At 70.2% G+C, this 26,474-nt stretch carries 20 protein-coding genes and 1 pseudogene; 15 read left to right on the top strand and 6 right to left on the bottom strand.

Translation table 11 applies throughout. The annotated features are described in order from the left end of the window. Positions 1 to 63: 63 nt before the first annotated feature. From ruvC to NLX83_RS18925, 9 genes and pseudogenes are all read left to right on the top strand, one after another. Positions 64 to 624 (top strand): annotated as a pseudogene (gene ruvC, locus NLX83_RS18965) (crossover junction endodeoxyribonuclease RuvC); the annotation flags it as partial. Between the two features lie 128 nt (positions 625 to 752). After that, on the top strand, positions 753 to 1,352 hold the full coding sequence (ruvA, locus tag NLX83_RS18960; RefSeq protein ID WP_254236414.1) for a Holliday junction branch migration protein RuvA: 600 nt from the start codon (positions 753 to 755) through the stop codon (positions 1,350 to 1,352). Positions 1,353 to 1,370: 18 nt separating this feature from the next. Next, positions 1,371 to 2,447 (top strand): Holliday junction branch migration DNA helicase RuvB, encoded by a 1,077-nt coding sequence (ruvB, locus tag NLX83_RS18955; RefSeq protein ID WP_254236928.1) that lies wholly within the window; start codon positions 1,371 to 1,373, stop codon positions 2,445 to 2,447. Positions 2,448 to 2,531: 84 nt separating this feature from the next. After that, positions 2,532 to 2,867 (top strand): preprotein translocase subunit YajC, encoded by a 336-nt coding sequence (yajC, locus tag NLX83_RS18950; RefSeq protein WP_254236413.1) that lies wholly within the window; start codon positions 2,532 to 2,534, stop codon positions 2,865 to 2,867. A 171-nt stretch (positions 2,868 to 3,038) separates the two neighbouring features. Then, positions 3,039 to 4,733 carry a protein translocase subunit SecD gene (secD, locus tag NLX83_RS18945; protein WP_254236412.1) on the top strand — a complete coding sequence of 565 codons (1,695 nt, stop codon included), beginning with the start codon at positions 3,039 to 3,041 and terminating at the stop codon, positions 4,731 to 4,733. A 1-nt stretch (position 4,734) separates the two neighbouring features. Then, on the top strand, positions 4,735 to 5,970 hold the full coding sequence (gene secF, locus NLX83_RS18940) for a protein translocase subunit SecF (protein ID WP_254236411.1): 1,236 nt from the start codon (positions 4,735 to 4,737) through the stop codon (positions 5,968 to 5,970). Then, on the top strand, positions 5,967 to 6,500 hold the full coding sequence (locus tag NLX83_RS18935) for an adenine phosphoribosyltransferase (RefSeq protein WP_254236410.1): 534 nt from the start codon (positions 5,967 to 5,969) through the stop codon (positions 6,498 to 6,500). Before secF ends, NLX83_RS18935 begins: the two co-directional genes overlap by 4 nt. Before the next feature lie 137 nt (positions 6,501 to 6,637). Then, on the top strand, positions 6,638 to 8,941 hold the full coding sequence (locus tag NLX83_RS18930; RefSeq protein ID WP_374118774.1) for a RelA/SpoT family protein: 2,304 nt from the start codon (positions 6,638 to 6,640) through the stop codon (positions 8,939 to 8,941). 89 nt (positions 8,942 to 9,030) lie between these two features. Continuing rightward, positions 9,031 to 9,870, top strand: a complete 840-nt coding sequence (locus NLX83_RS18925; RefSeq protein WP_254236409.1) for a poly(ethylene terephthalate) hydrolase family protein — start codon at positions 9,031 to 9,033, stop codon at positions 9,868 to 9,870. A 51-nt stretch (positions 9,871 to 9,921) separates the two neighbouring features. Here the strand turns inward: NLX83_RS18925 and NLX83_RS18920 are convergent, their stop codons facing one another. From NLX83_RS18920 to NLX83_RS18905, 4 genes are all read right to left on the bottom strand, one after another. After that, the gene (locus tag NLX83_RS18920; protein ID WP_254236408.1) at positions 9,922 to 10,356 is read right to left on the bottom strand and encodes a hypothetical protein; all 435 of its coding nucleotides are present in this window, start codon (positions 10,354 to 10,356) and stop codon (positions 9,922 to 9,924) included. Positions 10,357 to 10,480: 124 nt separating this feature from the next. Then, positions 10,481 to 11,830: a cytochrome P450 gene (locus tag NLX83_RS18915; protein WP_254236407.1), complete on the bottom strand. Its 1,350-nt coding sequence runs from the start codon at positions 11,828 to 11,830 to the stop codon at positions 10,481 to 10,483. A gap of 167 nt (positions 11,831 to 11,997) precedes the next feature. Then, on the bottom strand, positions 11,998 to 12,420 hold the full coding sequence (locus NLX83_RS18910) for an SDR family oxidoreductase (protein WP_441296810.1): 423 nt from the start codon (positions 12,418 to 12,420) through the stop codon (positions 11,998 to 12,000). Between the two features lie 87 nt (positions 12,421 to 12,507). Beyond that, complete coding sequence (locus tag NLX83_RS18905; RefSeq protein ID WP_254236405.1) at positions 12,508 to 13,854, bottom strand: cytochrome P450; 1,347 nt, start codon at positions 13,852 to 13,854, stop codon at positions 12,508 to 12,510. Between the two features lie 168 nt (positions 13,855 to 14,022). On the opposite strand from NLX83_RS18905, the gene NLX83_RS18900 reads away from it, so the two are divergent. From NLX83_RS18900 to NLX83_RS18890, 3 genes are all read left to right on the top strand, one after another. After that, a complete protein-coding gene (locus NLX83_RS18900; protein WP_254236404.1) occupies positions 14,023 to 19,299 on the top strand; it encodes an amino acid adenylation domain-containing protein in 5,277 nt (1,758 codons plus the stop codon). Next, positions 19,296 to 20,462 carry an MFS transporter gene (locus NLX83_RS18895; RefSeq protein WP_254236403.1) on the top strand — a complete coding sequence of 389 codons (1,167 nt, stop codon included), beginning with the start codon at positions 19,296 to 19,298 and terminating at the stop codon, positions 20,460 to 20,462. Before NLX83_RS18900 ends, NLX83_RS18895 begins: the two co-directional genes overlap by 4 nt. A 186-nt stretch (positions 20,463 to 20,648) precedes the next feature. Then, a complete protein-coding gene (locus NLX83_RS18890; RefSeq protein ID WP_254236926.1) occupies positions 20,649 to 22,466 on the top strand; it encodes an amino acid transporter in 1,818 nt (605 codons plus the stop codon). Between the two features lie 15 nt (positions 22,467 to 22,481). On the opposite strand, the gene NLX83_RS18885 is transcribed toward NLX83_RS18890, so the two are convergent. Continuing rightward, positions 22,482 to 23,408: an SDR family NAD(P)-dependent oxidoreductase gene (locus NLX83_RS18885; RefSeq protein ID WP_254236402.1), complete on the bottom strand. Its 927-nt coding sequence runs from the start codon at positions 23,406 to 23,408 to the stop codon at positions 22,482 to 22,484. 56 nt (positions 23,409 to 23,464) lie between these two features. Between NLX83_RS18885 and NLX83_RS18880 the strand changes: the two genes are divergently transcribed. The 3 genes from NLX83_RS18880 to NLX83_RS18870 all read left to right on the top strand — a co-directional run bounded on the left by NLX83_RS18880 (position 23,465) and on the right by NLX83_RS18870 (position 25,807). Next, positions 23,465 to 24,283 (top strand): oxidoreductase, encoded by an 819-nt coding sequence (locus NLX83_RS18880; protein ID WP_254236401.1) that lies wholly within the window; start codon positions 23,465 to 23,467, stop codon positions 24,281 to 24,283. Positions 24,284 to 24,316: 33 nt separating this feature from the next. Further along, positions 24,317 to 24,763 (top strand): MarR family winged helix-turn-helix transcriptional regulator, encoded by a 447-nt coding sequence (locus NLX83_RS18875; protein WP_254236400.1) that lies wholly within the window; start codon positions 24,317 to 24,319, stop codon positions 24,761 to 24,763. 69 nt (positions 24,764 to 24,832) lie between these two features. Next, positions 24,833 to 25,807 (top strand): aldo/keto reductase, encoded by a 975-nt coding sequence (locus NLX83_RS18870; RefSeq protein WP_254236399.1) that lies wholly within the window; start codon positions 24,833 to 24,835, stop codon positions 25,805 to 25,807. 51 nt (positions 25,808 to 25,858) lie between these two features. Here NLX83_RS18870 and NLX83_RS18865 read toward each other — a convergent pair whose 3' ends face one another. Then, positions 25,859 to 26,452: a lytic polysaccharide monooxygenase auxiliary activity family 9 protein gene (locus NLX83_RS18865; RefSeq protein ID WP_254236398.1), complete on the bottom strand. Its 594-nt coding sequence runs from the start codon at positions 26,450 to 26,452 to the stop codon at positions 25,859 to 25,861. Between the last annotated feature and the right edge of the window lie 22 nt (positions 26,453 to 26,474).

The following is a 26,474-nucleotide window of genomic DNA, read 5'->3' as shown; positions in this document are numbered from 1 at the left end:
CGCCCGCCCCCGCAGACCCGTAAGGTTTCGAACGAGTGTTCGGCCGAGGGCGGGAGTGGTGACGTGCGGGTGCTGGGGGTCGACCCGGGGCTGACCCGATGCGGGCTGGCCGTCGTGGACGGCGGCACCGGCCGGTCGGTGCGCTTCGTCGACGTCGGCGTGGTGCGCACCCCGGCGGACCTGGACCTCGCGCGCAGGCTGCTGCTGGTGGCCGAGGGCGTCGAGGAGTGGCTGGACCGGCACCACCCGCAGGCCGTGGCGATCGAACGGGTCTTCAGCCAGCACAACGTGAGCACCGTGATCGGCACCGCGCAGGCCGCCGGTGTGGTGGCGCTCTCCGCCGCCCGCCGCGGCCTGCCGGTGCACTTCCACACGCCCAGCGAGATGAAGACGGCGGTCACCGGTTCCGGCCGAGCGGACAAGGCGCAGGTCACCGCCATGGTCACCCGGGTACTCGGGCTGGCGGAGCCACCGCGGCCCGCCGACGCCGCGGACGCGCTCGGCCTGGCCATCTGCCACCTGTGGCGCTCGCCGATGCAGTCCAGGCTCTCCGAGGCCAAGGCGCGCGCCGCGGAACTGGCCCGCGCGCACCAGGCGCGGCTGCGGACCGCGGCACGGACCGGGACGGGTAAGTTGCGCGCCGCCACCCCGACGAAGCTCGACCCCGCGAGCGGGTCTTCGGTGACGAGGCTCGACCCCGCGAGCGGGTCTTCGGTGGCCGAGCGCGAGCAGAACAGGAAAGGGAACACGCGGTGATCTCCTCGGTACGCGGCACGGTGCTCTCGGTCGGCCTTGACCACGCCGTGGTCGAGGTCGGCGGCGTCGGGCTCGCCGTGCACACCATCCCGGCGACCCTGGCCACCCTGCGCAGGGGCGAGGAGGCGCAGCTCGCCACGACGCTGGTGGTGCGCGAGGACTCGCTGACGCTCTACGGGTTCGCCGACGCCGACGCGCGGATGCTGTTCGGCCTGCTGCAGACCGTGTCCGGGGTCGGCCCGCGGCTCGCGCTGTCCGCGCTGGCCGTGCTGGAGCCGGACGCGCTCTGCCGGGCGCTGGCCGACGGCAACGTCACCACGCTCACCCAGGTCCCGGGCATCGGCCGCAAGGGCGCGGAGCGGTTGATCATCGAGCTGCGGGACAAGGTCGGCGCGCTCACCCCGGCCACCGCCGTGACCGCCACCCCCGCCGCCGACCAGTCGCGGTCGCAGGTGACCGAGGCGCTCGCCGGGCTGGGCTTCACCGCCAAGCAGGCCGACCAGGCCGTCGAGTCCGTGTTCGCCAACGGCGGCGCCGACCTGGACACCCCGGCGCTGCTGCGCAGGGCGCTGGCCACGCTCGGCCGCAAGCGGTAGGCGGGTGCCGTGACAGACCTGGACGGTTTCGGCGAGCTGGACCCGCACGCGGCCCCGGCCGAACACGACCTGGAGACCAGCCTCCGCCCGCGCAACCTGGACGAGTTCGTCGGCCAGCACCGCGTGCGCGAGCAACTGGAGCTGGTGCTGACCGGGGCACTGCGCCGCGGCTCCCCGCCGGACCACGTGCTGCTGTCCGGCCCGCCGGGGCTGGGCAAGACCAGCCTCGCGATGATCATCGCCGCCGAGCTGGGCAGCGCGCTGCGGGTCACCTCCGGACCGGCCCTGGAACGCGCGGGCGACCTGGCGTCGATGCTGTCCAACCTCGCCGAGGGCGACGTGCTGTTCATCGACGAGATCCACCGCATCGCCCGCCCCGCCGAGGAGATGCTCTACCTGGCGATGGAGGACTTCCGGGTCGACGTGGTGGTCGGCAAGGGGCCCGGGGCGACCAGCATCCCGCTGGAGATCGCGCCGTTCACCCTGGTCGGGGCCACCACCAGGTCCGGGGCGCTGACCGGCCCGCTGCGCGACCGGTTCGGCTTCACCGCGCACATGGAGTTCTACGCGCCGGAGGAGCTGGAGCGGGTCCTGCGCCGGGCCGCGGGCATCCTCGGCGTGGACCTGCGCACCGACGGCGCGCGCGAGATCGCCGGGCGCTCGCGCGGCACCCCCCGGATCGCCAACCGGTTGCTGCGCCGGGTCCGCGACTACGCCGAGGTGCGCGCGGACGGCGCGGTCACGCTGGAGGTGGCGCGGGCCGCGCTCAAGGTCTACGACGTCGACGAGCTGGGGCTGGACCGGCTGGACCGGGCCGTGCTGGGCGCGCTGGTGCGCTCCTTCGGCGGCGGCCCGGTCGGCGTCTCGACACTGGCCGTCGCGGTCGGCGAGGAACCAGCTACCGTGGAAGAGGTCTGTGAGCCCTACCTGGTGCGGGCGGGCATGCTCGCACGGACCCCGCGTGGACGGGTCGCCACCGCGCTCGCGTGGCGGCACCTGGGCGTGGAGCCCCCGGCCTCGGCGCCGGGGGAGCAGCTACCCCTCCCGGTCGACGACCAGGGGCGTGGCACACTCGGTCCCGAGAGAACCGAATAATTCGGACGTTGACGACACCCAGGCGGCGCGAGCGCGTCGCCGGAGACGAGAACGATGGATATCTCCTCCTTCATCCTTCCTCTGATGCTCGTGGTCCTTGCGCTGCCGCTGTTCCTCAGCGCGCGCAAGCAGAAGAAGGTGTACGCGGAGATGCAGCAGCTGCAGAGCTCCCTCGGTCCCGGTGACCGCGTGATGACCAGCTCCGGCCTGTACGCCACCGTGCTGGACGCCACCGACGACACCACCATCGAGCTGGAGCTCGCCCCCGGCGTGCACACCACCTGGCTGCGCCAGGCGATCCGCGAGAAGGTCCAGGACCAGGTCGAGGACAGCGCTGACGCGCTGGACGACGAGGACGCCGACACCGCCGAGTCGAAGGCCGATCTCGCCCCGCCGCTGGAAGAGCAGAAGAACAAGTAGGACAAACAGAGCAACGGCCCTGCGTCTTCGCGGGGCGGTCGGCCTGGCGCTATATGCTGCGCCCCCACCCCTCGCTCACGAGGAGGTGGGGGCTGCGCTGTATGACAAGGGCTGTGCGTCGATCCTGGCGTCGCGGCTTCCACACACCGTGCTTGAGGAGATCGACCTACCGTGGCACCTCCGGCTGGGCATATCCGTCCAGGGCGATACCTTGGCGCATTCATCCTGATCGTCGGCTTCCTCTACTCCCTGGTGTTCTTCACCGGGGACGGCAGGCCGGTCCCCAAGCTGGGCATCGATCTCCAGGGTGGCACCAGGGTCACGCTCACCGTGCGCTCGACGGACGGGGCGCAGCCGCCGCCGGAGTCCATCGACCGGGCGCGGCAGATCATCGAGCAGCGCGTCAACGGCATGGGTGTCAGTGGCGCCGAGGTGGTCCGCGACGGCAACAACCTGGTCATCACGGTGCCGGGCGAGCGCGGTGACGAGGCCAAGACCCTCGGCCGGACCGCGGACCTGAACTTCCGCCCCGTGCTGCAGGCCGTGCCCAACCAGCCGCTGCCGCCGCAGACCCCGCCGACCGGCGGCCAGCCCCCGGCCTCCGGCACGCCGCCGACCTCGACGCCGCCGCCGAACGCGGGCACGCCGCCGACCTCGCAGCCGAAGCCGCAGGGCCGCCCGGCCCCCGCCGCCGAGCAGCAGCAGCCGAACCCGACGCCGCCGACCGGCACCGCCCCGGCCCCGGGTTCGGCCGCCGACGCGGTCGCCAAGGCCCGCGCGCTGCGGCAGAGCGAGGACCCGCAGGTCCAGGCCCAGGCGCTGGCGCTGCTGGACTGCACGGCGGCCGACCCGCTGCGCGGCCTGGACAAGCCCGAGCTGCCGCTGGTCACCTGCAGCGACGACAACTCCGAGAAGTTCGTGCTGGGCAAGGTGTTCCTGCCCGGCCGGGAGATCTCCGACGCTGCCGCCGGACAGGACCAGAACAGCCCCGGCTACGTCATCTCGGTGAACTTCCGCCCCGTCGGCAGCGACATCTGGAGCAAGTTCACCTCCGCCAACGTCGGCAAGCGCGCCGCGTTCGTGCTGGACGGCCGGGTGGTCTCGGCGCCGAACATCAACGAGCCGATCCTCGGCGGCAACACCCAGATCAGCGGCCGGTTCACCCTGGCGGAGGCCCAGGACCTGGCCAACATCCTCAAGTACGGTTCGCTGCCGCTGGCCTTCGACCAGTCCGAGGCCGAGACGGTCTCGGCGACCCTGGGCCTGGCCTCGATGCAGGCGGGCCTGATCGCCGGTGCCATCGGCCTGGTGCTGGTCTTCGGCTACTGCATGTTCTACTACCGCGCGCTCGGCGTGCTGACCGTGCTCTCGCTGGGCCTGGCCGCCGCGGTGATCTACTCCGTGCTGGTGCTGCTGGGCCGGTGGATCGGCTTCACCCTGGACCTCGCGGGCATCGCCGGGTTCATCGTGGCCATCGGTATCACCGCCGACTCGTTCATCGTCTTCTTCGAACGGCTCAAGGACGAGGTCCGCGAGGGCCGGACCTTCCGCAGCGCGGTGCCGCGAGGCTGGATCCGCGCCCGGCGCACGATCCTGTCCGCCGACGCGGTCAGCTTCATGGCGGCCGCGGTGCTCTACATCCTGGCCGTCGGCCAGGTGAAGGGCTTCGCGTTCACCCTGGGCATGTCCACCGTGCTCGACCTCGTCGTCGTGTTCCTGGTGACCCACCCGCTGGTGGCGCTGGCGTCCCAGTCCAAGCTGCTGTCCAAGCCCGCCTGGTCCGGACTCGGCGAGGCGCACCGCACCGCGGCCGCGAGCCGCTCGATGGCCAAGACGTCCGGCTCGCCGGCCGCGAAGGGGGTCTGACATGACCACTCCCGACAACGCCGCGCAGCCCCGGGTCGCCGAGGCGACCGGCAAGCGGCCGAGCATCTTCAACCGGCTCTACCTCGGCAACGGCGCCTTCGACATCGTCGGCTCGCGCCGCCGCTGGTACACGGTGATCGCGCTGATCTTCCTGGTCTGCCTGGGGTCGGTGCTCTTCCGCGGCTTCAACCTCGGCATCGACTTCGTCGGCGGCACCAAGATCCAGATGCCCGCCACCGGGGTGAGCAAGCAGATCACCAGCGACGAGGTGAAGTCGGTCTTCGCCGAGTCGATCGGCCACGAGCCCTCGACCGTGCAGGTCGCCGGCACCGGCGCCAGCCAGCAGGTGCTGATCCGCTCCGAGACGCTCAACGTCGAGCAGGTCACCAAGGTCAAGACCGCCCTGGCCGACAAGCTCCGGCCGCAGGGCGGTGTCCAGGCGATCAGCGACAGCGCGGTCAGCGGCTCCTGGGGCGGGGAGATCACCACCCAGGCGATCATCGCGCTGATCGTGTTCCTGGTGCTGGTGACGATCTTCCTGGCCGGGTACTTCGAACGCTGGATGGCCGTCTCCGCGCTGGTGGCGCTGATCTTCGACACCACCGTCACCGCGGGCGTGTACTCCATCGTCGGCTTCGAGATGACGCCGGGAACGATCATCGGCCTGCTGACGATCCTCGGTTTCTCCCTCTACGACACCGTGGTCGTCTTCGACAAGGTCAAGGAGAACACCCGGGGCATCCTGGGGCTGACCCGCCGCACCTACGCGGAGGCGTCGAACCTGGCGCTGAACCAGACCCTGATGCGCTCGCTGAACACCTCGCTGATCGCGGTGCTGCCGGTGCTCGGCCTGCTGGTGATCGGTGTGGGCGTGCTCGGCGTCGGCACCCTGAAGGACCTGGCGCTGGTCCAGATGACCGGCATGATCGCGGGCGCCTTCTCCTCGATCTTCCTAGCCACCCCGCTGCTGGTGGACCTCAAGCTCACCGAGCCGAGGATCAGGCAGCAGGCGGAGCGGGTCGCCTCGCGCCGGGCCAACCAGGCCCGCAAGGCCGCCGCGGGCGAGACCGGCGTCGAGTCCAGCGACGACGAGGCGCTGAGCGCGGAGCTGCGCAAGGAGGCGGCCTACGCCGCGGCCGCGGGCGTTCCGGCGCGCACCGGCAAGGGCCCGGAGTCCCGCAAGGCCCGTCCCACCGGCAAGTCCGCCGGGCGGCCCTCGGGCAAGAAGCGCAGGTGAACCCGGAGCTGGAGCGGGTCAGCGGGCTGATCCGGGAGGTCGCGGACTTCCCCCAGCCGGGGGTGCTCTTCCGCGACCTCAGCCCGCTGCTCGCCGACGCCGAGGGGTTCCGGGTGGTGGTCGGCGAGATGGCCGCCCACGGAACCGGCGCTGACGGTGGGGTCGACGTGGTGGTCGGCATCGAGGCCAGGGGTTTCCTGCTCGGTGCCGCCGTCGCGCACCAGCTCGGCCTCGGCGTGGTCGGGGTGCGCAAGCCGGGCAAGCTGCCCGCGGTCGCGCATCGGATCGATTACGCCTTGGAGTACGGAACGGCCACGCTGGAACTGCCCGAGGGCACGCTGCGGGCGGGCTCCCGCGTCCTGGTGGTGGACGACGTCCTGGCCACCGGGGGAACCGTCGAGGCCGCCTGCGCGTTGGTCGAGCACGCGGAAGCCGAGGTCAGCGCCGTTTCGGTGGTCATGGAGCTGGCCGCGCTGAACGGTCGGGAGCGACTGGCCGGGCGTAAGGTGCGGTCGCTGCTCACCGTGTGAGGACGGTTGTTCGACGTATCACGATCAGTTCTTGCGATGTACTGGTGAAATGACGGCGCCCAACGGCGTTATCCTCGTGTTTCCGGCCGGGTGGGTTTCCCCGGCCGGACGAGCAGTGCGACAGCGGGGAGAACGCGGTGAGTCAAGAGGTCGAATCCGCATCCACGGTGGCGCAACCGGTCTCGGCCGAGCGGGCGCCGTCTGCCACCCGGAGGGTCCGCGCGAGGCTGGCCCGCCGGATCACCGCCCAGCGCGCCACCTCGGTCAAGCAGGTCCTGGAGCCGCTGGCCGCGGTGCACCGCGAGCTGCACCCCAAGGCCGACCTGGCGCTGCTGCAGCGCGCCTACGACGTGGCCGAGGAGAAGCACCGCCACCAGCGGCGCAAGTCCGGTGACCCGTACATCACCCACCCGCTGGCCGTCTCCACGATCCTGGCCGAGCTGGGCATGGACACCACGACGCTGGTCGCCGCGCTGCTGCACGACACCGTCGAGGACACCGACTACTCGCTGGAGCAGCTGCGCGAGGACTTCGGCGACGTGGTCGCGCACCTGGTCGACGGCGTCACCAAGCTGGACAAGGTCAAACTGGGCGCGGCGGCCGAGGCGGAGACCATCCGCAAGATGGTGATCGCGATGGCCCGCGACCCCCGGGTGCTGGTGATCAAGCTCTCCGACCGCCTGCACAACATGCGCACCATGCGCTTCCTGCCGCCGGAGAAGCAGGCCCGCAAGGCGCGGGAGACCCTGGAGGTGCTCTCCCCGCTGGCCCACCGCCTCGGCATGGCCACGGTGAAGTGGGAGCTGGAGGACCTGGCCTTCGCCATCCTGCAGCCGAAGAAGTACGACGAGATCGTCCGGTTGGTGGCCAACCGCGCGCCGTCCCGGGACACCTACCTGCGCACGGTGATCGCGGAGATCTCCGCGAACCTCGACGGCGCGCGGATCGTGGCCAAGGTGGAGGGCCGCCCGAAGCACTACTACTCCATCCACCAGAAGATGATCGTCCGCGGCCGCGACTTCGACGACATCCACGACCTGGTGGGCGTGCGCATCCAGGTGGACGAGGTGCGCGACTGCTACGCGGCCATGGGCGTGGTGCACGCGCTGTGGCAGCCGATGCCCGGCCGCTTCAAGGACTACATCGCGCAGCCGCGCTTCGGCGTCTACCAGTCGCTGCACACCACGGTGATCGGCCCGGACGGCAAGCCGCTGGAAGTGCAGATCCGCACGCACGAGATGCACCGCACCGCGGAGTACGGCATCGCGGCGCACTGGCGCTACAAGGAGACCAAGGGCTCGCACGCGGGCCGCTCCGTCGAGGTCGACGAGATGGCGTGGATGCGGCAGCTGCTGGACTGGCAGCGGGAGGCCGCCGACCCGGGCGAGTTCCTGGAGTCGCTGCGCTACGAGCTGGCCGGGCGGGAGATCTTCGTCTTCACGCCCAAGGGCGACGTGATCACGCTGCCCGCGGACTCCACCCCGGTGGACTTCGCCTACGCCGTGCACACCGAGGTCGGGCACCGCTGCATCGGCGCGCGCGTCAACGGCCGCCTCGTCGCACTGGAGCGCAAGCTCGAGAACGGCGAGGTCATCGAGATCTTCACCTCCAAGGCCGAGGGCGCGGGGCCGTCGCGGGACTGGCTGTCCTTCGCCGCCTCGCCCAGGGCCAAGGCGAAGATCAAGCAGTGGTTCGCCAAGGAGCGCCGCGAGGAGGCGATCGAGGCGGGCAAGGACGCCATCGCCAAGGAGGTCCGCCGCGTCGGCCTGCCGATGCAGCGCCTGGTGTCGGCCGACTCGATGACCGCGCTCTCCCGCGAACTGCGCTACCACGACGTCAGCTCGCTCTACGCCGCGGTCGGCGAGGGCCACGTGGGCGGGCGCTACGTGGTGCAGCGGCTGCTCGCGGTGCTCGGCGGGGTCGAGCACGCCGAGGAGGAGCTTGCCGACCGGTCCACGCCGTCCACGGTGCAGCGCCGCCGCAACTCCGACGCGGGCGTGGTGGTCAAGGGCGTCTCCGACGTGTGGGTGAAGCTGGCCCGCTGCTGCACCCCGGTGCCGGGCGACCAGATCCTCGGCTTCGTCACCCGCGGCGGTGGGGTCAGCGTGCACCGCACCGACTGCACCAACGCCGACGAGCTCCAGTCCTCGCCGGAGCGGCTGCTGGAGGTGGAGTGGGCGCCCTCGGCCTCCTCGATGTTCCTGGTGTCCATCCAGGTGGAGGCGCTGGACCGGCACCGCCTGCTCTCGGACGTGACCAAGGTGCTCGCCGACGAGCGGGTGAACATCCTGTCCGCGTCGGTGACCACCTCGCGGGACCGGGTCGCGGTGAGCCGGTTCGCGTTCGAGATGGGCGATCCCAAGCACCTCGGTCACGTGCTCAAGGTCGTCCGCAACGTCGAGGGCGTCTACGACGTGTACCGGGTGACCTCGGCCAGCTAGCTCCTCCGCGGGGCGGGACGAACGGGCAGTCGGGATGCTGCCCCAAAGGACATGGTCCTGACCAGGTTGGATCCAGTACACAGGCGAGTATGAGAACCCTGTCGCGGATCGTCGCGCTCGCACTGACGGTGTCCGCGTTCCTGGCCGGTGTGCTGGTCCCTGCCAGCGCCGGTCCGGCCGCCTGCCCGTCGGTCAACGGCAACTGGGCCGCGCCGGGCCCGTTCACCGTGACCAGCGCCTCGAACGGCGCGGGCACCACGGTCTTCCGTCCCGTCCAGCTCGGCGGCCTCGGTTGTGCCCGGCATCCGGTGCTGCTGTGGGGCAACGGCGCGGCGGCCACGGTCGCCAGCTACACCGCCCTGCTCACCCACTTCGCCTCGCACGGTCTCATCGTGGCCGCGAGTGAGGGCCGCTCCGGCTCCGGCGATCCGCTGTTGACCGGACTGGACTACCTGACCGGCGAGGACACCAAACCGGGCAGCGTGTTCGCGGGCAAGGTCGACCTGACCCGAGTCGGGGCGACCGGGCACTCCCTTGGCGGCGGGGCCGCGATCGGCGCGGGCGCGGACGCCAGGGTGGACACGGTGGCGCCACTGTTCGGCGGCCCGTTCAACAACCCGGGCCAGCTGCACGGCCCGGCGTTGTTCACCGCCGGTCAGAAAGATCTGATCGTGGGTTCGGGCGTGGTGTGGAGCCAGTACGCGCGGGCGGAGCAGGTCCCGGCGGTGTTCGCTGAGCTGCGCGACGCGGGCCACCTCGCCACCCTGGAGCTGCGGGGGCCGGTGACCGCGTGGTTCCGCTGGCACCTGATGGGTGACACCCAGGCACGTGGCCTGTTCTACGGCGCCAACTGCGGCTACTGCGGTACCGGCACCCCGTGGTCGAAGTTCGAGCGCAACGGCAAGGCGAGTGCCGGGGAAGCGCCCTGAGGGCGGGCCGTGGCGTGCCCGCTGGAGACGGGACGCGCCACGGCCGGTCGGTCAGCCGACCTTGACCCAGGCGGTGCACATGAAGCCACCGCGGTCATCGGTGGCGCAGCCGCGGTACCACTGCCCGTAGGAGACGGACCTGGTCCCCGCGAAGCCGGAACCGACGACCACGCGGGGGTCGTGGCCGCCGCCGGGGTTGGTGGTGCGGTCCAGGTACACCGTCATCGGGACCTGCTTGCCGTCCTTGAGCAGAACAGCCTGCGCCTCGATCGGGTTGCCGCCCGGCTTCCAGAACGTGGTCGTGCTCAGCTTGCCCCAGCCGTTGGCGGCGTTGCACCACTTGATGCGCTCGCCCGACCCCCAGGGCCCTTCCCCGCAGTCGGCCTGCGCGGAGGCGGGAGCCGCGGCCACGCCGGCGAACGCCGCGCCGAGGACGGCGACGACCGCACCGGCTCGACCGATGCGCGAGATCATTGACTTCTTCACGTGACAAGTCCCCGATTTTGTCGTGATGTGATTTCGCGATCGGGTGATCGCGACCGCGCGGAGGCTAGGGGCGTCGCCACGGGCGGCGTTAACCGATTAAGCACCGCGTGAAACCGTGCGGAATTCACGAATTTCCCCGCCGAACGGGGATGACCGGTGTATCGGCGGGGTGGACCAGGGCGGCGCTGCCGATCTCCGCGACGGGGGCGTCGGTCTCCGGGCGCAACTGCCAGCGGCTGGCGATCGTGGCGATGTGGATGATCATCTCCACTCGGGCGAAGATGTTGCCCGGGCAGATGTGCGCCCCGCCGCCGAAGGGCACCCACGCGCGTTTGCGGAGCCCCTCGATCCGCTCCGGCGCCCAGCGGTCGGGGTCCCAGCGGTGCGGGTCCGGGTACCAGCGCTCGTCCCGGCAGATCAGGTGCGGGCTGTAGACCATGAACGCGTTCTTCGGGATGCGCACCCCGCCCAGCACGGTGTCGGTCGCGGCCTGGCGGGTGAGCATCCAGGGCGCGTACATCCGCAGCGTCTCGTCGACCACGCGCTGGAGGAAGACGAGGCGGGGGATGTCCTCGGCGGTGGGCGGGCGGCCGCCGAGCACCTCGTCCAGTTCGGCGTGCAGCCGCCGCTCGCCGCCGGGGTCGTGCGCGAGGTTCTGGAAGGCGAGGGTCAGCATGCTGCCGGTGGTCTCGGCCCCCGCGAGGATCAGGGCCATCAGCTCGTCCACGATCTGGGTGTCGGTGTAGCGGTCGCCGGTCTCCTCGTCGCGCACCCCGATCAGGATCGAGAGCACGTCGCCCCGGTCGGTGGCGTCGGCCCGCGCGGTGGAGATGGCCTCGGTGATGATCTCCCGCAGTCGCCGCGCCGAGGTGGTGAACCCGCGATTTCCCTTGGTGGGTATGAGATCCAGCAGGAATCCGGGCAGGATCAGCCGCCGGAAGAGTCCCTTCAGGAACACCGGGAGCAGCTCGCGGATCTCCCGCGCCGCGTCCCGGTTGGCCTCGGCCGCCATCAGCGCCGTCACCACGGTGGTCAGCGCCAGGTCGTTCATCTCGCCCTTGAGCGCGATCGGTTCGCCCTCGCGCCAGCCCGCGGCGCGCTCGGCGGACAGACCGCTCATCAGCGCGGTGTAGCCGTTGACGCGGTGCTGCCGGAACGCCGGGGCGAGCATCCGCCGCCGCTTGCGGTGCTCCTCGCCGCTGAGGGTGCTGCTGCTCTCGCCGATCAGCGGCTTGGTCATCGTCGAGAGCAGCCCCTGCTTGAAGGACTCCGCGTCGGTGATCAGCATCTGGTGCAGCACGTCCGGGTCCGTGACGACGTAGGCGCTACGCGGCCCGAGCCCGATCCGGACGACGTCACCGTGCCGGGCGAGGTCGCGGAAGAACTCCAGCGGCTTTCGCCACAGGGACAGCGCGTGTCCGGCGAGAAAAAGGCGCCCGGGTGCGACCGGGGCCGATATGGCGGCGGTTTCCATGACGGATCATGCTAAGAACGCCCGCATTTCCTGTCGTTAGGCGGAACGGGGTTCCGGATGTGTCATTCCGGTGGTTGCTTTTGGCCTCCGCTGAAAGGGGCTCAGCGCGGGTCGTGGCCCCGGCGAAGGGGAGCCACGCCCACAGCAGCCGCGTGGACGGGTGAACCTCACCGCAGCGAGTAACCGCCGTCGGGGTAGATCGTCGAACCGGTCATGAAGGTGTTGGTGAACAGGAACAGCACCGCCTCGGCCACCTCGGACTCCCGCCCGACGCGGCGGAGCAGGCTGTCCGCGCCGTACTGGGCGAAGACGGCCTCGCGGACCTCGGCCGGGCGCTGTGCCCAGAGATTGCCGTCGATCGTGCCCGGAGCGACCACGTTCACCCGGACCGGCGCGAGCTCCACCGCGAGGCCCCGGCCCAGCCCCTCGATCGCGGCGTTGCAGGCGACGTAGGCGGGAGCGGCGGCGGGCGGGCGGACGCTGGCGGCGCCGGACATCAGCACCACCGAGCCGTCCGAGGAGAACTTCGAGCGCCTCATCGGAGTAGGGGCGTCTTCAAGTCCCACGAACCCCGGCTGGAACCGTCGCAAACCGCCACTAACCCCGGGGTTAGTGGCGGTTAACGACTGCTGGGAGGGGGGTGGGTGGTACTTGAAGACGCCCCTACCTCGCGAGCGTTATGTGGTGGTGCGGCGGGTGGGGATCATCGGAGTGTCGTCGGGGTGCACCACGGCGGCGGAGCCGATCTCGGTGACCGGGGCGCCGGGGTCCAGCTCGTCGATCTCTGGGCGCAGCCGCCACCGCGCGGCGATCGTGGCGATGTGCACGATCATCTCGACACGGCCGAAGATGTTGCCGGGACAGATGTGCCCGCCCGCGCCGAACGGGATCCACGACCGCTTGGGCGGCTGCCGATCGGTGTTCCAGCGGTCCGGGTCCCAGCGGTGCGGCTCCGGGTACCAGCGCTCGTCCCGGCAGACGGTGTTCGGGCTGTAGATCATGAAGGCGTCCTTGGGGATGCGCACCCCGCCCAACTCGGTCTCCTCGGCCGCCTGCCGGGTCAGCATCCAGGGGCAGTACATCCGCAGGCACTCGTCGACCACCCGCTGCGTGAGGACCAACCGCGGGATGTCGTCGGCGGTGACCGGCCTGCCGCCGAGCACCTCGTCCAGCTCGGCGTGCATCCGCGCCTCCACGTCGGGACGGCGGGCCAGGTTCTGGAAGGCGAAGGTCATCATGTTGCCGGTGGTCTCGGTCCCGGCCAGGACCAGCGCCATGATCTCGTTGAGGATCTGGGAGTCGGTGAAGGTGTCGCCGGTCTCCTCGTCGCGCACCCGCACCATGATCGAGAGCACGTCGCCCCGGTCGGTGGAGTCCGCCCGGTAGGCCCTGATCACCTCCTCGGTGATCTCCCGCATCCGCCGGACCGAGGTGGTGAAGCCGCGGTTTCCCTTGGTGGGGATGAGATCCAGCAGGAAGCCCGGCAGGACCAGCCTCCGGAACAGGCCCTTCAGGAACACCGGCAGCAGCTCGTGCAGCTCCGCCACCGCGTCCTTGCTCGCCTCCGACGAGAGCAGCGCGGTGATCACCGTCATCAGGGCAAGGTCGTTCATGTCGGTGCGGAGCGAGAACGGCTCGTCGGCGCGCCATTGCGCGCCGCGCTGCTCGGACAGCTCCGTCATCAGCGCGACGTAGCCGTTGACGCGCTGCTGCCGGAACGCCGGGGCCATCATCCGCCGCCGCTTGCGGTGCTCCTCGCCGCTCAGGGTGCTGCTGGCGTCGCCGAGCAGCGGCTTCATCTTCTCCGACAGCAACCCCTGCGGGTACAGCTCCGCCTTGCCGACCAGCATCTCGTGCAGCAGGTCCTGGTCGTTGACGACGAACGCGTTCTTGGGCCCGAGGCCGATCCGCACCACGCCGCCGTGCTGGGGGAGCGAGCGGAAGAAGTCCAGCGGCTCGCGCCACAGCTTCAGCGCGTGCCCGGCGAGGAGTCGGCGTCCCGGGGCGACGGGGGCGGTGTCCATAAAGGACGAGCATAAGAAAACCCGGGTTTTCTGTCGTTAGGCGGAACGGGTTTCCGGCGCAGACTTTCCGGTGAGACCTTCGGAGGGTTCCGAAATGTGACCCGGGTCGCCGCGTTCCTCGGTTAGGGTCCTCGCTTCATTTGTCCGGCTCATTTCAGGACGCATCCGGTGATTTCTTTACCCGAGCTGTTCGAGCGGCAGGTCCGGCTGACCCCGCACGCGCCCGCGGTCGTGCACGGGGACGTCGTGCTGACCTATCGCGAGCTGAACGCGCGCGCCAACCGCCTCGCCCACCTGCTCATCCGGCGCGGTGCCGGTCCGGAGCGCCGCGTCGCCGTCGTGCTGCCGAGTACGGCCGAGCTGCCGGTCGCGCTGCTCGCGGTGCTCAAGACCGGCGCGGCTTACCTGCCCGTGGACCCGGACTATCCGGTGAAAAGAATCGCATTCATGCTCGCGGATGCCCGCCCGGTCGATGTGCTGACCGCAGTCGAATCCTTGGACGGATTTCCTGATTCGGATCCCGGAGTCCGGGTGGACCCGTCGAGTGCCGCGTACGTCATCTACACGTCAGGTTCCACGGGACGCCCCAAAGGCGTCGTCGTCAGTCACGGCGCGCTCAGCGCATACCTGTCCTTCGCGAAGGACGCCTATCCCGGAGCGCGGCGGAGCGCCGTCGTCCACTCGCCGATCTCCTTCGACCTGACAGTGACCGCGCTGTACACGCCGCTGGTGTCCGGTGGGCGCGTCTGCCTGGACTGGGCTCCTGAGACGGAGTTCGTCAAGGCGACACCGGCGCACATCGCGCTGCTGCCCGACCTGCCCGCGGTGACCGACCTGGTGATCGGCGGCGAACAGCTCACCGGTGAGGCGCTGCGCTCGTGGCGTGAACGGCATCCCCACGCCGCCGTCGTGAACGAGTACGGGCCGACCGAGGCGACGGTGGGGTGCGTCGCGCATCGCGTCGAGCCGGGCGTCCCGCTGCCGTCCGGCCCCGTGCCGATCGGGCGGCCGATTCCCGGTGCGCGCATCCACGTGCTGGACGAACGGCTGCGCCCGGCCGCTACCGGGGAGATCTACATCGCCGGGGAAGGCGTCGCGCGCGGCTACCTCAACCGTCCGGGGCTCACGGCGGAGCGGTTCGTCACGTGCCCGTTCGGCCCGCCTGGATCGGTGATGTTCCGAAGCGGCGATCTGGCGCGGTGGACCGAGACCGGGGAGCTGGAATACCTCGGGCGGGCGGATCGGCAGATCAAGGTTCGGGGCCACCGGATCGAACCCGCGGAGGTGGAGGCGGCGCTGCTCGCCGACCCGCGCGTCGCGGAGGCCGTGGTGATCGCCCGCGCTGATCGACTCCTCGCCTACGTTGTACCCAATGTGGCATTCGTTACGTCAGACGAAACAAATGCCACATTGGGTACGCAACGTCTGGGGGAGTTGCCTGGGTATATGAGGCCCACGGCGGTGGTGGTGCTTGAGGCGCTGCCGTTGACGGAGAACGGCAAGGTTGATCGGGATGCGCTGCCCGATCCTGACTTCGCGTCGCGGGCGGAGGGGGCGGCTCCGCGAACTTCGGTCGAGGCGGCGTTGTGTAAGGCGTTCGCGGAGGTGCTGGGGCTCGGAAGCGTTGGCGTGGACGACGATTTCCTTGCCCTGGGCGGACATTCACTGCTGGCGATGCAGGTGGTGAACCGGGTTCGGGCGGTGCTCGGGGTGGACGTTCCGATGCGACTGGTGTTCGACGCGCGGACCCCGGCGAGGCTCGCTGAGCTGCTACCGATCGGGGGAGCACGGCCCGCGCTCGCGGCGAGGGCGCGTCCGGTTCGGCTGCCGTTGTCGTTCTCCCAGCAGCAGATGTGGTTGGCGCACCAGGTCGAGGGGGCGGGCTCGGCGTACAACGTCCCGTTCGCCTGGCGGGTCACGGGAGATCTGGACATCGTCGCCCTGCGTGCCGCCGTGGCCGATGTGCTCGCCCGGCACGAGAGCCTGCGCACGATCTTCCCGGTCGTCGACAGTGAGCCCTGCCAGGTGGTGCTGGATGAGCCGGAGGTGCCGTTCACCGTTGGTCCCGCCGACGTCGAGCACGTGTTCGCGTTGGAGCGGGAGATCCCGATCCGGATGTTCGTCGAGGACAACGTGATCACGTTGGTGCTGCACCACATCGCCAGCGACGACTGGTCGGTGCGGCCGCTGACCGAGGACCTCGCCACAGCCTACGCGGCCAGGGCCGCCGGGCGTGCTCCGGACTGGTCGCCGCTTCCCGTGCAGTACGCGGATTTCGCTCTGTGGCAGCGAGAACGGTCGATCCCCGGTCAGCTGGAGCACTGGCGCCGGGCGTTGCACGGGCTTCCCGCCGAGATCGCCCTGCCGGTCGATCGGCCACGCCCGGCGGTGGCCTCCGCTCGGGGCGGCGCGGTGGAGTTCACGCTTGATCCGTTGCCACTGTCCCGGAAGCTCGACGTCAGCGCGTTCGTGGTCTTCCACGCCGTCGTCGCGGTGCTGCTCACCAAGCTCGGCGCGGGCACCGACATTCCCTTGGGGACTCCCATTTCCGGCCGGTCGGACGAAGCGTTGCGGGACCTGGTCGGCTACTTCCTGAACACGCTTGTGCTGCGTTCGGACACATCGGGGAACCCCACGTTCGCCGAGCTGGTGGAACGGGTGCGGGAGAGTGACCTCGCCGCTTTCGAACACGGCGACCTGCCGTTCGAGCGTCTGGTCGAGGAGCTGAACCCGCCGAGGAGCACCGCGAGGCACCCGCTGTTCCAGGTGATGGTGGTGTACCTGCCCGAGGAACGCGCGGAGCTGCGGCTGCCCGGTCTCGTCGTCGAGCCCGAGCAGGTGGGGTCGGCGACGTCGAAGTTCGACCTGTGCTTCACCTTGGTCGGTGACGCGGGCAGGGTCGAGTACCGCTCCGATCTCTTCGACGAGTCCACAGTGGACGAATTCGCGAGCCGCGTGGTCCGCGTGTTCGAAGCAGTGGCCGCGAACCCCCGAACCCGGATCAGTGAGATCGACGTTCTGTCCACAGTGGAGCGAATGAGCATCCTGTCGGAGTGGAACGACACTGCGGTAGCGCACGTTCCGACGACGCTGCCGCATCTGTTCGAGGCGCAGGCCGCCTGTACGCCCGACGCCGTCGCGGTGGTGGGAGAAGGCGTGCGGCTGACCTTCGTCGAACTCAACGCCCGAGCGAACGCGGTGGCGCACGAGCTGATCGAACGGGGTGCGGGGCCGGAGAAGGTCGTCGCGTTGCTCCTGCCGCATTCGGTGGAGATGGTGATCGCCATCCTCGCCGTGCTGAAGGCCGGAGCCGCATACCTCGCGGTCGACGTGGAGTATCCGCAGCAGCGCATCGACGTCATGTTGCGGGAAGCGAAGCCCGCGCTGGTGCTGTCCGAGCTGTCGAGCACCCTAGTTGAAGCCAATCCGTCGAGATCCCTGTTGGCAGAGCATCCCGCCTACGTCGTGTTCACCTCCGGCTCGACCGGTGTGCCGAAGGGAATCGTGGTCGAGCACCGCAACGTCGTGAACCTGTTCCGACGACACGTCGAGGACCTTCATTCGCTTGTGAAGCGCCGGGCTCGGGTTGTGCACGTCGCTTCCTGGTCCTTCGACGCCGCCACGGATTCGTTGCTGTGGTTGCTGGGCGGGCACGAACTGCACGTGGTGGGCGATGACGTGCGGCGCGATCCCGAAGCGCTCGTCGAGTACGTGCGGGCAGAGCGCATCGACTGCCTCGAAACGTCACCGTCGTACTTCCAACACCTGATGGCGCTCGGGATCGACACCGATGTCGTCCTGCTCGGCGGTGAGACCGTTCCCGGTCCACTGTGGACAGAACTAAGGCGAAGTCCTGTGGTGGCGCACAACTTCTACGGCCCGGCGGAGTGCACGGTGAACACTGTGATCGCCGACATGAGCGACACGGCGGAGCCCGTCATCGGCCGTCCGATCCGCAACACGCGGGCTTATGTCCTCGACGAGCACCTCCAGCCGGTTCCGCCGGGCGTGGTCGGCGAGCTCTACCTCGCGGGTGACCAGGTTTCGCGCGGCTACCTCGGCCGTCCGGGGCTCACGGCGCAGCGATTCATCGCAGACCCCTTCGCCGACAACGGAACTCGGCTCTATCGCACCGGTGACCTGGCCCGGTGGACCCGTGGCGCGCAGTTGGTCTTCGTCGGTCGCGCCGACGACCAGGTGAAGGTCCGCGGAATCCGGATCGAGCCCGGCGAGGTGGAGGCGGCGTTACTGGCTGATCCCGCCGTGTCGCAGGCGGTCGTGGTTTCGCAAGGGGGAGAACGTCTTGTCGCGTATCTCGTGGCGCGAGACCGCGATGTGCTGGCGAGAGTGCGATCGGTGCTACCCGACTACATGGTGCCTTCGATCGCGGTGTGGCTCGACGAGATCCCGTTGACGCCCAACGGAAAGGTCGACCGGGCCGCACTGCCCACCCCGACGCCGTCCAGGTCGGGACGAGCGCCGCGCACGCAGCACGAACGGATCTTGTGCGAACTCTTCGCGGAGCTGCTGGAACTTCCCGAGGTGGGGGTCGACGACAACTTCTTCGAGCTCGGCGGGCACTCGCTGCTCGCGATGCGGCTGACCGGCCGGATCAGGGCAGTGCTTGGAGTCGATCTATCGGTGCGGGCGGTGTTCCGGACACCGACCGTCGCCGGTCTCGCCGGTCCCATCGACGCGGAGCCGGACGCGCTCGGCGTCGTGCTTCCGTTGCGGGAGAATGGAGACGGAGCGCCGGTGTTCTGCGTTCACCCCGTCTCCGGACTGGGATGGTGCTACTCCGGGCTCCTGCGGTATGTCGACAACCCTGTCTTCGCGTTGCAGGCACGGGGAATCGCCGAGCCGGACCGGTGCGCGGAGACCATCGACGAGATGGTGGCCGACTACCTCGAACAGATCCGCGAGGTTCGGCCGGACGGCCCGTACCACCTGGTCGGCTGGTCGTTCGGCGGTGTGGTCGCGCAGGCGCTCGCCGCCCAGCTCGGCTCCGAGGTCGCCTCGCTCACCGTGCTGAGCGCCTACCCGCACAACGATTCCGCCGAGCTGGACGAGCACACGATCCTCGCAGGGCTCCTCACCAACCTCGGCGTGAGCGCGGGCGACGAACCGCTGACCCGCGCCCGCGCGGCGGAGATCATCGAGCAGGCGGCGAACCTGGACGCCGCCGCGGTGTCGGCGTTGACGAAGTACGCCATCAGCGGGGTGCCTGTCGTGCGCAGCCTCGACGGCTATGTGCCCGAACGCTTCAAGGGCGACATGCTGTTCTTCACGGCGGGCCCGGAGGAGACCGCCGCACCCTGGGCCCCGTATGTCGACGGGGAGATCGAGGAACACCGGATTCCCTGCGCGCACGCGGACATGATGCGCCCGGGGCCGCTCGCGAAGATCGGGCCGATTCTCGCCGGGAACCTGGGGAGGCTGCGATGATCTGGGGCTTCCCCGGCGTTCTGCTGTTCATGCTGGGCGAGGGGATCGACCAGGGTTTCCTCTCCGCCTACCTGTCCGACCAAGGCGTTTCGCTGCACTCGATCGCCATGTTGTTCACCGTGCGCGGTGTCGCGGTGGGCGTGGCTTCCTGGCTTTCCGGTGCCCTGTCGGACCTGTGGGGGCCGCGCAGGGTGATGTGGGTGGGCAGCGTGATCTGGGCGGTGTTCCAGGTGCTGTTCCTCACTGTCGCACTGCCCACATTGGACTTCTCGCTGCTGGTGATCAGCTTCGCGTTGCGCGGCTTCGGGTTTCCGTTGTTCGCCTTCGCGTTCCTGACCTGGCTCACCGCGGTCACTCCGGAGCAACGGCTTGGCCGTGCTGTCGGTTGGTTCTACTTCTGTTACGTCGGCGGGCTTCTGGTGTTCGGCGCGTTGTCGGCGAGCGTGCTCGTGCCGTGGCTCGGCACCTTCCCCACGCTGTGGTTCGCCTTGCTGTGCATGGTTTCCGGTTGCCTGATGACGCTTCTGCTGGTGCGCGAGACCAGTGCGCCCGCCGGAGCGGAGAAGCCGCTCGCGGTGCTTTTCGGCAGCGTGGCGATCCTGTGGCGGAACTGGAAAGTCGGCGTCGGCGCCGTGGTGCGCTGCATCTGCAGCTCCGCCTACGACGCGTATCCGGTGCTGATGCCGATCTTCTTCACCCAGACCATCGGGTTCAGCCTCGCCGAGTGGCTGCGCCTGTCGTTCGTGATGTGCGCGACGACCATGGTGTGCAACCTGATCTTCGGCGCGGTGGGGGACCGCATCGGCTGGCGGCGGACGATCGCGTGGTTCGGCGGAGTCGGCTGCGCGGTCACGCTCCTGCTGCTCTATTACGTGCCGTTGCTGGCGGGACAGCAGTACGCGCTCGCTCTGCTGGCCGCCGCGCTCAACGGGGCTCCGGCCGCCGCGTACGCACCGTTGTCCGCATTGGTGCCCGCGTTGGCTCCCGGCCACCGGGGTCAGGCGATGGGCGCGCTCAACTTGGGTGCAGGTGCCAGCATGCTTGTCGGCCCCGCCGTCGTCGCCGTCTTCTTTCCCCTGGTGGGAATGTCCGGGGTTGTCTGGATTTTCGCCGGGCTCTACCTGCTGAGCGCGGTTCTGGTCGCATTCCTCAAGCCGTCGTGAGCCGACTTCGCTACATTCGCCCTCGTGGAAGAGAGCACGCTGGCCGTACCGGCCTCAGTGGACAGTCCGGTGCGGCCGAGGCCGCCGAAGAGCCGGTTCGCCGGCTGGCTGCTGCAACACCGGGTGCAGCCCGTCGGCCCCGAGGCCGACGAGGGGCACGGCACGCCGCAGCCGTGGTGGAAGGTCATGTGCCTGACCGGCGTCGACTACTTCTCCACGCTGTCCTACCTGCCCGGCATCGCCGCGCTCGCCGCGGGCGCGCTGTCCCCGCTGGCGACGCTGCTGATCGTGGCGCTGACGCTGCTCGGCATGCTGCCGATGTACCGGCGGGTGGCCAGGGAGAGCCCGCACGGCCAGGGCTCGGTCGCCATGCTGGAGGACCTGCTGCCGTTCTGGCGCGGCAAGGTCTTCGTGCTCGTCCTGCTCGGGTTCGTCGCCACCTCGTGGATCATCACGATCACCCTGTCCTCGGCGGACGCCACTGTGCACGCGCTGGAGAACCCGCTGGCGCCGGAGTTCCTGCACGGGCAGGAGGTGCTGATCACCGTCGTGCTGCTGCTGGTGCTCGGCGGGGTGTTCCTGCTCGGCTTCAGCGAGGCGGTCAGCGTGGCCATCCCGCTGGTCGCGATCTTCCTGCTGCTCAACGCGATCACCGTGGGCGCGGCCGTGGTGGACCTGTTCACCTCGCCGGCGGCGGTCTCCTCGTGGTGGGACGCGCTCACGCACAGCCCCGGCGGCCTGCCCGGGGCGCTCGGCGCGGCCGTGCTCGCGTTCCCGATGCTGGTGCTCGGGCTCTCCGGCTTCGAGACCGGCGTCAGCATGATGCCGCTGGTCGCCGCGAAGGGTGAGACCGATCGCGAGCGGCTGGACAACCGGATCCGCAACACCCGCAAGCTGCTGACCGCCGCCGCGGTGATCATGTCGGTGTACCTGGTCGCGACGAGCTTCGTGACCACGATGCTGATCCCCGGCCCGGAGTTCGCGCCCGGCGGCAAGGCGAGCGGGCGGGCCATGGCCTACCTGGCGCACCAGCAGCTCGGCGAGGGCTTCGGCACCGTCTACGACGTCAGCAGCATCCTGATCCTGTGGTTCGCCGGTGCCTCCGCGATGGCTGGGCTGATCAACATCGTGCCGCGCTACCTGCCCTCCTACGGCATGGCGCCGGACTGGGGTCGGGCGGTGCGGCCAGTGGTGATCGTCTACACCCTGATCAGCATCGGCATCACCATCGCCTTCGGCGCCGACGTCAACGCGCAGTCCGGGGCCTACGCGACCGGCATCCTGGCGATGATGGTGTCGGGCTCCGTCGCGGTGACCATCTCCGCGGCGCGGCACCGGCAGCGCGGTGCGGTCATCGGCTTCGGCGTGCTGACCCTGGTGCTGCTCTACGCCCTGGTGGAGAACGTGATCGAGAAGCCGGACGGCATCGCGATCTCGGCGGTGTTCATCGCGGGCATCGTGGTGATCTCGCTGATCTCCCGGGTCAGCCGCACCACCGAGCTGCGCGCGGAGCGGATCGAGTTCGACGAGACCGCGCGGCGCTTCGTCACCGACTCGCTGGCCCACGACTCCGCGCTGAACATCATCGCCAACCAGCGGCAGGCCGGGGACAACGCGGAGTACTCGGCCAAGGAGACCGCGCAGCGCGGGATGAACCCGGTCCCCGGCGCCGCCGACGTGCTGTTCCTGGAGATCGACGTGGTGGACCCGTCGGACTTCAGCGACGTGCTGCGGGTGCGCGGGGTGGAGGTCGACGGGCACCGCGTCCTGCGCGCGGACAGCCCGGCGGTGCCCAACGCGATCGCCGCGATCCTGCTGGCGTTGCGGGACACCACCGGGGTGCGGCCGCGGTGCTACTTCGAGTGGTCGGAGGGCAATCCGCTCACCCACCTGTTCCGCTACCTGATCCTCGGCAAGGGCGACACCGCGCCGGTGGTCCGGGAGATCCTGCGCAGCTCCGAAGACGATCCCGACCGGCGGCCCGGCATCCACGTCGGCGGCTAGTCGGGCGAACCCGCGCTAGAAGGCGTTCACCCCGGTGAGCTCCGCGGACAGCGCCCACAGCCGCGCGGCCTCGTCGCGGTCGATCGCGTAGCGGCGCACGCCCGGGGCGTCGTCGTCGGAGATCTCGGCGACCTCGCAGTCCTCCAGGTACACGCCGCCCAGCTCGGCCAGCCGCGGTGAGGTCGCCGCCCACACCTGGGTCGACGCGCCCTGCTCCGGCGTCTTGAAGGCGGGGACCAGCGCGTTGCCGTCCTCGTCGATCCAGCCCAGCTCGACCTGCTCGGCCTTGGGCAGGTGGCGCTGCAACGGGGTCAGGATGCCGCCCGGGTGCAGGGAGAACGCCCGCACGCCGTACGCGTTGAGCTGGACGGCGAACAGCACGTTGGCGGTCTTGGCCTGGCCGTAGGCCGCCCACTTGTCGTAGCCCTGCTCGAAGTGCACGTCGTCCCACCGGATCGGCGAGCGGCGGTGCCCGGCCGAGGACACCGACACGACCCTCGCGTCCGGGTTCAGCGCGGGCACGAGCCGGTTGGCCAGCGCGAAGTGGCCGAGGTGGTTGGTGCCGAACTGCGCCTCCCACCCCGGGCCCACGCGGGTCTCCGGGCACGCCATGATCCCGGCGTTGTTGATCAGGATGTCGATGCGCCGCCCGGAGGCCAGGAACCGCTCCGCGAAGCGGCGAACGCTGTCCAGATCGCCCAGGTCCAGCTCACCGACCTCGGCGATGTCGCCGACCGCCGCCTCCGCCGTGGCCAGCCGCCGCGCCGGGACCACCACCGTGGCGCTCGCGCGGGCGAGGGCGCGAGTGGTCTCCAATCCCAGACCCGAATATCCCCCGGTGACGATCGCCAGCTTCCCGGTCAGGTCGATACCGTCTAGCACCTCGTCGGCGGTGCTCCTGGCCCCGAACCCGGAGCCGATCTTGTGCTGCGTCGTGGTCATGCCGTCGAGGCTAGGAATTGGAGCGCGCTCCAAGTCAAACGCGAGGGGGGATAGCGATGATCTGTCTGGTCACCGGCGCTTCGTCGGGCATCGGCCACGCCACCGCACTGGAGCTGGTGCGCGCGGGCCACGTCGTCTACGCGGCGGCGCGGCGGCTGGAGCGCATGGACGACCTGCGCGAGGCGGGCGCGCACACCGTGTCCATGGACGTCACCGACGAGGCCGCGACCGAACGCGTCGTGCGCACGATCCTCGAAGAGCAGCACCGGATCGACGTGCTGGTCAACAACGCGGGCGTGGCACTGCACGGGGCTGTCGAGGACGTCCCGCTCAAGCGCGCCCGTGAGCTGTTCGAGGTGAACCTGTTCGGCGCGGCGCGCCTGGTGCAGCTCGTGCTCCCGTCGATGCGCGCCCAGCGCTCGGGCACGATCGTCAACGTCACCTCGGTCGGCGGTGAGATCGCGCTCCCGCTCGGCGCCTGGTACTACGCGTCCAAGCACGGCCTCGAAGCGTTCTCCGACACGCTGCGCCAGGAGGTCGGCCGCTTCGGCGTCGACGTGGTCGTCGTCCAGCCCGGCCTGATCGCCACGGAGATCCAGGACGGCACCGCGGCGGAGTTGCGCGAGCTCTCCGGGCAGGGTCCCTACGCCGCGCTCGCCGAGGCGATGGCCACGCGCACGGAGTCCTCGAACGCCCAGCGGCACAAGCTCTCCGACCCGTCGGTCGTGGCGCGCACCGTGCTGACGGCCGTGGAGACGGACCGGCCGAAGACGCGCTACGTCTCGGGGTACATGGGCAAGCTGCTGCTGCGGCTCAACCGGCTGCTCTCCGACCGCCGGTTCGACAAGGTCGCCACGCGCGGACTGGACGGTTGACCTCAACCCGAGTTGAGCTCCTACGGTCGGCGCATGGAGTACTCACACAGCGACGAAAACCTTGCCTGGCAACCGATCGGCTACTGGGCGTGGGCCGCGCACAAGGCCGCCGTCACCTTCATCCGGACCGCCCTCGCCGAACACGACCTCACCCAGCCCCGGTGGTGGGTGCTGAACCAGTTGGTCGAGGGGGACAAGACGCGCGCCGAGGTGACCGCGATCCTGGAGGGCTACCTGGACGTCGGCGCGGACCTGCAACCGGAGATCGACGCGGTGCTCGACCGGGGCTGGGCCGTCGCGGTTCCGGGGAGGCTGGCGATCACCGATGACGGCAGGGCGCTGCACGCGAAGATCGCGCTGCTGCAACGGGACCTGCGGGCGCGCATCCACGAGGGCATCCCGGACGAGGAGTACGTGCGCACGCTCAAGGTGCTCCAGCGCATGATCCACAACGTCGGCGGGAAGGCGTGGCACCACTGACTTGCGTTGGAGCGCGCTCCAACTCCTAGGTTCGGTGGCGAACACCGAACCGAGAGGTTGTGAGCCACGATGGAGATCCGCCAGCTGGGGCGACAGGGACTGCGGGCATCGGCCCTCGGGCTGGGCTGCATGGGGATGAGCCGGTCCTACGGCACGCCGGACGACGCCGAGTCGATCGCGACCGTCCACCGCGCGCTCGACCTGGGCTGCACCTTCCTCGACACGGCCGAGATGTACGGGCCGTTCACCAACGAGGAACTGCTCGGCCGGGCGCTGCGCGGCAGGCGCGACGAGGCGGTCGTCGCCACCAAGTTCGGCTGGGAGTTCGACGAGAACGGCGTCCAGGGCGAGCTCAACAGCCGTCCCGAGCACATCCGGTGGGTCGTCGAGCAGTCGCTGCGCAGGCTCGGCACCGACCACCTGGACGTGCTCTACCAGCACCGGGTGGACCTGAACGTGCCGATCGAGGACGTCGCGGGCGCGGTCGGCGAGCTCGTCGAAGCCGGGAAGGTGCGCTACTTCGGCCTGTCCGAGGCCGGGGCGGAGACGATCCGGCGGGCGCACGCGAGCTTCCCCGTCTCCGTGCTGCAGAGCGAGTACTCGCTGTGGGAGCGGGCGATCGAGGCGGAGATCCTGCCGGTGCTGCGGGAGCTGGGCATCGGTCTGGTGCCGTACGCGCCGCTGGGCCGGGGCTTCCTGACCGGTGACGCGATGCGGGCGGAGGACTACCCGGAGACCGACTACCGCCGCCGGGACCCGCGGTTCCAGGGCGCGAACTTCGACGCCAACATGGCCGCGGCGGGTGCCGTCCGCGAGATCGCGGAGCGCAAGGGAGCCACACCCGCGCAGATCGCGCTCGCCTGGCTGCTCGCCACGGGCGAGGACGTGGTGCCGATCCCCGGGACCAAGCGGCGGGCGCGGCTGGAGGAGAACCTGGCCGCGACGGAGATCGCACTCGACGCCGACGACCTGGCCGCGCTCGACCTGGGCGAGACGGCCGGACCGCGTTATCCGGAAGCCTTTATGTCGATGAACGGAAGGTAGTCACGCCGAAATAGCCTCCCGGGTGCCCGGGAGGCTATTTCGCTGCCTATTCTAGAAAGTCACGTCACCGCACTGGTAGAAAGCGTTCCCGGTGTCCGCGATATCCCAGACGGCGAGGATCAGGTGCCGTCCGGACCGCGCGGGCAGCTTCCCGGTGTGGGTCACCGTCGAACCGGGCCGGGCCCCGTTGAAGTTCACCGTGTAGAACGGCGAGGGCTCCAGCGCGGCCCTGGTCAGCGGCGCGGACGGGTTCCAGCCGGTGCGGGTGATGAAGTAGCGGAACGAGGTGGTCGCGTGCGCCGCGGTCAGCGTCCAGCTGAACGTCAGGTTCGCGCCGGAGCTCACCTTCCGCGCGGGCCACGAACCCCCGCGCGGGTCGTCCAGCTGGGCGAACTGCCCCAGCCCGCCCGCGCAGATGCGGCCGTCACCCGGGCCGCGGGCGGGGAAGCCCTTCGGGCCCTCCACGCTCTGCGGCTCCCACTGGACCGGCCCGCAGCCGGTCACCGCGCCGGTCTTGCACAGGTAGGCCCGGCTCGGGACGTTGGTCGTGTAGCCGTGCGCGCCGGCCACCCCGGTGAGCACGAGGGGCAGGGCCACGCAGGCCGCGGCCACCGCGCTGATCCGTCCAAGAAACTTGCTCGCCACCGTCACTCCTCATGCTGAGCGG

Origin of the sequence: Allokutzneria sp. A3M-2-11 16, from assembly GCF_024213555.1 — a bacterium.
Taxonomy (GTDB): domain Bacteria; phylum Actinomycetota; class Actinomycetes; order Mycobacteriales; family Pseudonocardiaceae; genus Allokutzneria.
This window is presented reverse-complemented; position numbering and strand designations above follow the sequence as displayed.